The 6710-nt window shown below is 65.4% G+C and carries 9 protein-coding genes; 4 read left to right on the top strand and 5 right to left on the bottom strand.

The window, feature by feature from the left end:
- A partial coding sequence (locus tag DD1DGNOD_RS06640; RefSeq protein WP_131769679.1) for a hypothetical protein occupies nt 1-198 on the top strand: 198 nt, incomplete at its 5' end.
- A 2-nt stretch (nt 199-200) separates the two neighbouring features.
- Nucleotides 201-602, top strand: coding sequence for a type II toxin-antitoxin system VapC family toxin (locus DD1DGNOD_RS06635; RefSeq protein ID WP_206442991.1), 402 nt, complete (start codon nt 201-203; stop codon nt 600-602).
- Nucleotides 603-673: 71 nt separating this feature from the next.
- Here the strand turns inward: DD1DGNOD_RS06635 and DD1DGNOD_RS06630 are convergent, their stop codons facing one another.
- The 5 genes from DD1DGNOD_RS06630 to DD1DGNOD_RS26615 form a co-directional block, all read right to left on the bottom strand.
- Entirely contained in the window at nt 674-1627 is a 954-nt protein-coding gene (locus DD1DGNOD_RS06630; RefSeq protein ID WP_131769676.1) for a hypothetical protein, read from the bottom strand.
- A 303-nt stretch (nt 1628-1930) separates the two neighbouring features.
- Nucleotides 1931-2395, bottom strand: coding sequence for a hypothetical protein (locus DD1DGNOD_RS06625; RefSeq protein ID WP_131765709.1), 465 nt, complete (start codon nt 2393-2395; stop codon nt 1931-1933).
- A 191-nt stretch (nt 2396-2586) separates the two neighbouring features.
- On the bottom strand, nt 2587-2889 hold the full coding sequence (locus DD1DGNOD_RS06620; RefSeq protein ID WP_131769675.1) for a hypothetical protein: 303 nt from the start codon (nt 2887-2889) through the stop codon (nt 2587-2589).
- Nucleotides 2890-2897: 8 nt separating this feature from the next.
- The gene (locus DD1DGNOD_RS06615) at nt 2898-4874 is read right to left on the bottom strand and encodes a WXG100 family type VII secretion target (RefSeq protein ID WP_131769674.1); all 1977 of its coding nucleotides are present in this window, start codon (nt 4872-4874) and stop codon (nt 2898-2900) included.
- A gap of 135 nt (nt 4875-5009) precedes the next feature.
- Complete coding sequence (locus DD1DGNOD_RS26615) at nt 5010-5165, bottom strand: hypothetical protein (RefSeq protein WP_165036485.1); 156 nt, start codon at nt 5163-5165, stop codon at nt 5010-5012.
- 102 nt (nt 5166-5267) lie between these two features.
- On the opposite strand from DD1DGNOD_RS26615, the gene ureG reads away from it, so the two are divergent.
- A complete protein-coding gene (gene ureG / locus DD1DGNOD_RS06610; RefSeq protein WP_131765706.1) occupies nt 5268-5966 on the top strand; it encodes an urease accessory protein UreG in 699 nt (232 codons plus the stop codon).
- A 125-nt stretch (nt 5967-6091) separates the two neighbouring features.
- Nucleotides 6092-6710 (top strand): urease accessory protein UreD (locus tag DD1DGNOD_RS06605; RefSeq protein WP_241255513.1); only part of this gene is annotated, 619 nt, incomplete at its 3' end.

The following is a 6710-nucleotide window of genomic DNA, read 5'->3' as shown; positions in this document are numbered from 1 at the left end:
GGGCAGGTTGTGTACCTGACCGACCGGGGCCAGCGGCTGGCCGCGATCGTCCCGGCCGGTCTCGCGGAACTTCTCGAGCGCAGCGGGGAGATGCCGGCCGGTCGGCGTGTACTGGGCGCCCGGGCCGCGGGCCGCAGCGGACGACACGACATATCCGAGCGTATTGAGGAAATCCTGCGCAGCGAGGTGACGCCATAGCCTTGGTCGTCGACGCGGGACCACTGTATGCCTACGTCGACGCCGACGATCAACATCATGAAGCTTGCGCAGAGCTACTGGAAACGCATCCAGGTCCACTGATCGTTCCTATCCTTGTTGTGACCGAAGTCGTCTACTTGCTTGGTAGCCGTCTCGGCGCGTCCGCAGAGCTCCGTTTCCTGGCGGATATGGCCTCGGGAGCATTCGACGTTGAGCCGGTCCACGCGACCGACTGGCTACGTATCGCCGATCTAGTCAACCGATACCGCAACCTTCCGCTCGGTACGGTCGACTCCTCGGTGATCGCCTGCGCCGAACGACTCGGTGTCGATGAAGTCGCAACCGTCGACCGGCGGCATTTCACCGTTGTGAAAGCCAATCGCGTATTCACGTTGCTGCCCTAATCTGCCTCTCCTGACGCTGTCGTGACGACAGCCAGCGAGGGGCTTACGACGGGAACGTGCCGGCTGCGGTTCTAGAACGGGGGGGCCGTGGTGGTTGTGGCGTTGCCGGCGGGCGTCTCCTCGAGGCTGATTTCCCAGTCCGACGCCTGGTCGAACGGAAGGTCGAACTTCTCGAAGGAGCAGTCCCGGGTGAATCCGCGTCGCGCGGCGTCCCAGTCACTGCCAGACTTGAAATAGACCCAGTAGGTGCCGGTGATTCCGGTTATCGTGGCATTGGAATTGCCCCGCACGTAAATAGTGACCTGGGGATTCGACGGGTTTCCGTTGGTTACCGAGACGGCGACATCGGAGATGTCGCCGTTGTTGATCCGCAGGCGTCCGGATCCTCGCCGTCCGGTTCGCTGGATAATCTCGCCGTTGGCCGCGCGGCGATCGGTGACGGGGGGAGCCACGGGCTCCGCAGGCAACATCAACTCACCGAACTTCAGATTGAGCTCGGCAAGATCCTCCGCGGCCGCCTTGTAGGAGCTGGACTTCACCGCCCGGTAGACGTCCTGCTTGGCCTCGTACACTTGCGTTGGCTGTGCCGCCTCGATGCCGCAGGAATTCGACTTCGTCACGTTCGCCGAAGAGATGTTCTTCTGCAGTCTGTCCCAGACGAAGACTGCGGTCTCCAGGCCACGGTGCTGCTCACGAGCCTGGGAGGGCGGCGTGATCGTCTGCAGGTAGTCCCACTGCTTCTGCAGTACCGCGGCGAGATCGATGCGTGCGGAGTCGATCTCTGCGAGAGTGGTTGCCGCGACGACCCGGTCCATGGCAGGGCGTATCGCCTGCTCGACGCTGGTCAACACGGTCTGATACTCAGCAAGCGTCAGTAGTGGTTTCGACGCGGAGCTCGTTGCCAGTGAAGAATTCGGCGGAACCGCTCGCCCGACCGGACCATCCGTGTGGTTGGAGTCGGTACCGAAGATGAACGCGACGGCGGCGGCGACCGCCAAGACCCCCCACCCCACGGACACGCCCACCAGACTCGTGCGTCGAATGCTTCGCATGACCGTCCCCGGTTCGGCTGCAGTAATCGCATCGTACATACTGCAGTCCCGGTTTGCCCGGGAATCGACGCCACGTCGATTCCCAGGCAGGGGCGGCCAGCGGAACGACCGTACCGGATCTCCATCACCAGCAGGCCAAGACTAGTGCGGTGACCACCAATGTCGACCGGGTTCGCACAGCATGATTCTTGTGACCTGGAGGTTGTTCCAGCGGCCTCGGAATCACAACGATCACAGCGCTGGCTGGAGACCCGGTGAAGGTATGTGGTCACAGCACTAGGTCTGCCCTGCGCCCCACGCGTCAGTACCGTCCATCGACGTCGACGTGTTCAGCGGGAACTCCTCAAGCCCTCGTTCCGGCGACCACCGCACGTGCACGATTTCAATGTTGGCGGTCAGAACGGCAGGCCATCCAACTTTCTCGACAAACTCGTCAAATATTCGTCTCGCCAGTGGAAACTGTTGGGTTGACGTCCCGGGAACCGAGGCCCAGATTTCCCAGCAGTATGGGTAGCCGTCATAGACGGATCTTTCTTCATCGGGGCGCGGCGAGGGATACGAGTATTCATTCATCTCGACCGCACCTCCGATCGAACGGTCGAACCCTCCGTACCCCTGCTTGTACACCGACCACGATCCATCGAATTCGCGGACGGTGAATCCCAACCGCTCCGCGAGGATTTGTACAACCTCGCCAATACCCAGCTCCATCCCGAAGAATATCTGCTGAACATCAGACATCACTTCCAGCCTCCACGACGATCCGCAAAGCCATCCAGCCTGGTAATCAGAATTCTACCGTCGATCTTCTGGGCCTCGTACGCGACCCACCATCGAGAAAGTACTCACCCATACGGAAAAGGACCGGATTCCGGCGTCCCTCAAAAACATCAGCGGCGGAAACTCCTTGAGTCCTCGCCCTTCACTGGAAGCTATTTTCCTGCAACGTAAACGGTGGGTACGTATTCAACGCTTACCTGCGGGCCGAGCTCCCACGCCAGCCGGAGTGCGAGCTCGTGGCCGAGCGCGTCGAACGCTCGAGCCTCCTCGTCGGTCAAGAATCCTGAATCGGGCGGGTAGTCGGTGTTAAAAGTTTCCTGAAAACCGCGGTCCCACTCCGAAATTTCGGCTACGAGATCAGCGCTTATCGGAAGCTGGGCGTGGTCCAGGTTGTCAGGTATACCGTCCGAGTAGTCCCAGACGGGCCACGACTGCCATTCTGCCATGAGCTTCATTACGCGAATCAATTCGGTGCGCTCCTCATGTTGGCGCTGACAACGTAACCATTCCCGCCCGTGGTGGCAGCGACATTGTGGAGTCTACCCCCGAACTCAACCTCAAGTATCGGTGTCGCCCGCTGGCTTCCGACTGGACGCCCCTCCGTCAGGGCTCTCATGATGAACTCCGGAATCTGATCCTTCGCAATACCCGCCTGTTCGAACTCGCTCTGGTGACGGCGAAGGATGTGTTCGAAACCAGCCCTCTCGTTACCTTGCTCCAAGAATACGATACGGCCAGCGGGATCCCGGCCTATCTGTATAATCTCTTCAGGCGTATGCTTGACTCCACTTGCGGCAAGCTCGGCCATCAGGTCGGAGTCAAGGCCTGTTCGTGAAACAGTGAAGGTGCTCTGGTCGCCAGGCGATATGTGGTTCCCGATGTCTTCTGTGCCGGCTTCTGATCCTCGGTCAGGGTGCGAGTTTCCCCCCGGGCCCGGACCTCCAGCCGATCCGGAAGCGTGGGGACTGCCGTCGGGATCGGGACCATTCGGGGGGTTGTCGTCCGGGCTGGTGGGGCCGTCGTTGTTCCCGTTGTTCCGACCGCCCCCGCTGTCACCGCCATGACCGCTGTCGTCACCGGCACCGTGCCCGGCCCCGTTGGCGGTGGATGGGGCTTCATCGGCGTGCCCGGTGACTGTGGCGTCGGCAGCACGGTCGAGAGCGGCGGCGTCGCTTCCCGCTTCCCCGGCCATCCGGCTTGTGGAGCGCAGTCCGGCGCTTTCGGGAAAGCGGACGGCGGCGGTGCGGACGGTAACCCCGGCGGCCGCAATATCGGACCCGGCAGCGCGTAATACCCCAGCAGGATCAGCCACCGAACGACGAACAGCAGCGGTTGCCGCAGCCAGTCGTCGCCGGCCCGTGGCAACCGCGCCGAGTGCCATCTCCTGACCGCCGCGGACAAGCGTCCGGCCCCCGCCCAGCAACAGCTTTCCGGCGTCGGCGACACTCCGAATACCGGCGACCGCCCGGCTGCCACCGCGTATCCCTCGGGCCAGCCCACCGACCGTCGTCAGACCTTTTGTGCCGGGAACGGAACCGGGCAAGGCAAATGCGACGTCCCACCGGGACGCCTGCCCATTGCCGTACTTCACCAACGTATCGGCGAGGACGACGACAGCGGCGGCGAAAACAACCCAGGCCGCCGGGCCGCCGATAATCAGAGCGACCACGCCCAGAACCGCCACAGTGATTTTCGCGACCTGGACGGCGACCGTCCACACCTTCCCCGCGGTCTCCTTGACCTTCTCCCACGAGTACCACGGCTTGTTCCTGATCCCGGCATCGGATGCGTCACGGATCATCCGCACGCAGGTATCGGCGGCGTCCTCACGCAACGCCTTCGCGGATAACGCGAGCCGGCGGGCCGCGTCCAGCTCGTCCTGCCCGTCACGGACGGCGTTTCGCACCTGGTCGAGCCTTGCCTGTGCCGCGTCCCGGTTCCGGATGGCCTGCGCCACCTGCACCGGGTCGGGCGGCGGGGGAACATCCGCGGTGTAGGTGGAGGACGCCGAGGAAAGATCGGCGAAGGCCGCCGCGTCCGCGGTCAACACGGCCTGTGCGGGGCCGAGGAGATTCTGCGCGCTGTCCCGCCGGGAACGGGCGTCGCGGCCCTGAGCCAACGCCCGGTCGGCCTGTACCTGCGCCGCAGCCAGAATCGGCTCGTAAGCGATCAGCGCATCGCCGACCATCCGGTAGGAGGTTTCCAGCTTCTGTAACTGACTGGGGAACTCCGCAATCTCCTTCCGGAAGGCGTCCCCCGCGTCCCCCAGCCACGACTCGACGACGCCACCGGCGCCCAAGGACGCCACCTGGCCGCGGGCGTACTCGACGTCCGCCGCGAATTCGAGAAACCTGCGTGCCAGCTGCTGTACCGAGAACGGGTCACCCGGTGCGGGGTCCGCGTCCAGATCCAGAACTGCCCAGTCGGTGGGCCGGTTCACCGGACAAGCCCACGACCAGGGGAACCGGAACCAGCCGAGCGGGTGGAATCAGATCGGGCAGTGCCCCCACAAACGGTAACGACACCGCAAAGAGGATAATTATCACGCACAGTATGAGCCTAGTGCAGACGGTGATTATTCGGCTGCGCATACCCGGGTGCGGGTGCGGGACCGGAAGAAGTTCGGGAAGGTGTACGGATGCACCGCGAGCATGACCTTCAGATGTTCCCCGCGGCGGGTGGCGGTCCAACCCGGGTTGCCGGCACCGGGCAGCTGCCTGAAGCGGCGCAACCGCGAACGCCGGTAGCGGCGGAGCCACGCACGCTGGAAGCATCGGAGTCTCGGACGCCGGAAACGTCGGAGCCGCGGACGCCGAAGGCAGCGGAGCTGCGCATGCCGGAAGCGGCGGAGTCGCAGACGCGCCCGGACGATCGGGCGATTCGCATCGGTGTCGGCGGGCCGGTGGGCAGCGGCAAGACAGCGCTGGTCGCGGCGTTGTGCCGGACCCTCGCAGGCACCCTGCGGCTCGCGGTCGTGACCAACGACATCTACACCACCGAGGACGCCGACTTCCTGCGCGCGGCAGGCGTGCTCGACCCGGCACGCATCCGCGCGGTCGAGACGGGATGCTGCCCGCACACCGCCATCCGGGACGACATCGCCGCGAACCTGGACGCCGTCGAGGATCTGGAATCGGACGTCGGCCCGCTCGACCTGATCCTCGTCGAAAGCGGCGGCGACAACCTGACCGCGACCTTCAGCTACGGCCTCGTCGACCGGCAGATATTCGTCATCGACGTGGCCGGCGGCGACAAGGTGCCCCGTAAGGGTGGCCCGGGAGTCACCAGTAGCGACCTTCTCGTCATCAACAAGACCGATCTCGCGCCGCTCGTCGGTGCGGATCTCGGCGTCATGGCTCGGGACGCCGAACGGGTCCGCCGCGGCCGTCCGGTGCTGTTCACCTCGCTGGTGGCGGAAGCGGGGGCGGCCGAGGTGTCCGACTGGGTCCTTTCGGTCCTTTCGCAACGCGTCCTTTCGCAACGTCCGGACCATCCGGCTGCCGAGGTCGCCGCCCCGAGTCGGCCGTCCTGAACCCGGCCAGCCCGCACCCGATCAGCCCGCACCCGGCCGATCTGAACCCGATCGCCCTGAACCCGATCGGCCCAGACGAGGCCGGCACGGACGACTACGGCGTCCTGGACGAGGGGAAAGAGGAGATGGAAACGGCTGCCGGGATGGTCGGCGCCGGTACGGGCCGTCCGCCGGCACGCATCGGCCGGACGTCGATCAGCGCGCACGCGGCCGTGCGGATCGAACCTGCCGCGGACGGCAGCGGAGTCCGCGGCAGCGGGATCAGCAATAGCGGGATCAGCGGCGGGGTCCGCGGCGGTGGGGTCCAGGTCAGCGGGGTCCGGGTCAGCGAGCTGAGGTCCGAGGTACCGCTGGTCCTGCGCCGCACCGGCGTCCGGATGGAATCGGACGACGGGCTACCGACCGTCACCGTGCATCTGGTGAACGCCGCGGCCGGGCCGCTTGCCGGTGACCGGCTGCGACTCGACATCACGGTCGGCGCCGGGGTCCGGCTGGTGCTGCGCTCGACGGCCGCGACGGTTGCGCTGCCCGGGCACGGCGAGGAACCTTCGCTGTTCGACGTCCATGCCGAGGTCGGGCCGGGCGGCGCGCTGGAGTACCTGCCCGAACCGACCGTGGCCGCCCGCGGATGCCGGCACCGGATGCGGGCGGCGATCAGGCTCGCGGCGGACGCCCGCCTGCTGTGGCGGGAGGAGATCGTTCTCGGGCGCTTCAGTGAACCGCCCGGCTCGATCTCGTCCACCC

Source organism: Candidatus Protofrankia californiensis (assembly GCF_900634765.1).
Classification (GTDB): Bacteria; Actinomycetota; Actinomycetes; order Frankiales; family Frankiaceae; genus Protofrankia; species Protofrankia californiensis.
The sequence above is the reverse complement of the archived record's forward strand: the minus strand, read 5'-3'. Positions and strand labels throughout refer to the sequence as shown.

Bases quoted from the DNA above. Each gene is read 5' to 3' on its own strand.
- DD1DGNOD_RS06625 (WP_131765709.1), bottom strand. From the start codon at position 2,395: ATGTCTGATGTTCAGCAGATATTCTTCGGGATGGAGCTGGGTATTGGC.
- DD1DGNOD_RS06620 (WP_131769675.1), bottom strand. From the start codon at position 2,889: ATGAAGCTCATGGCAGAATGGCAGTCGTGGCCCGTCTGGGACTACTCG.
- ureG (WP_131765706.1), top strand. From the start codon at position 5,268: ATGCCGGAAGCGGCGGAGTCGCAGACGCGCCCGGACGATCGGGCGATT.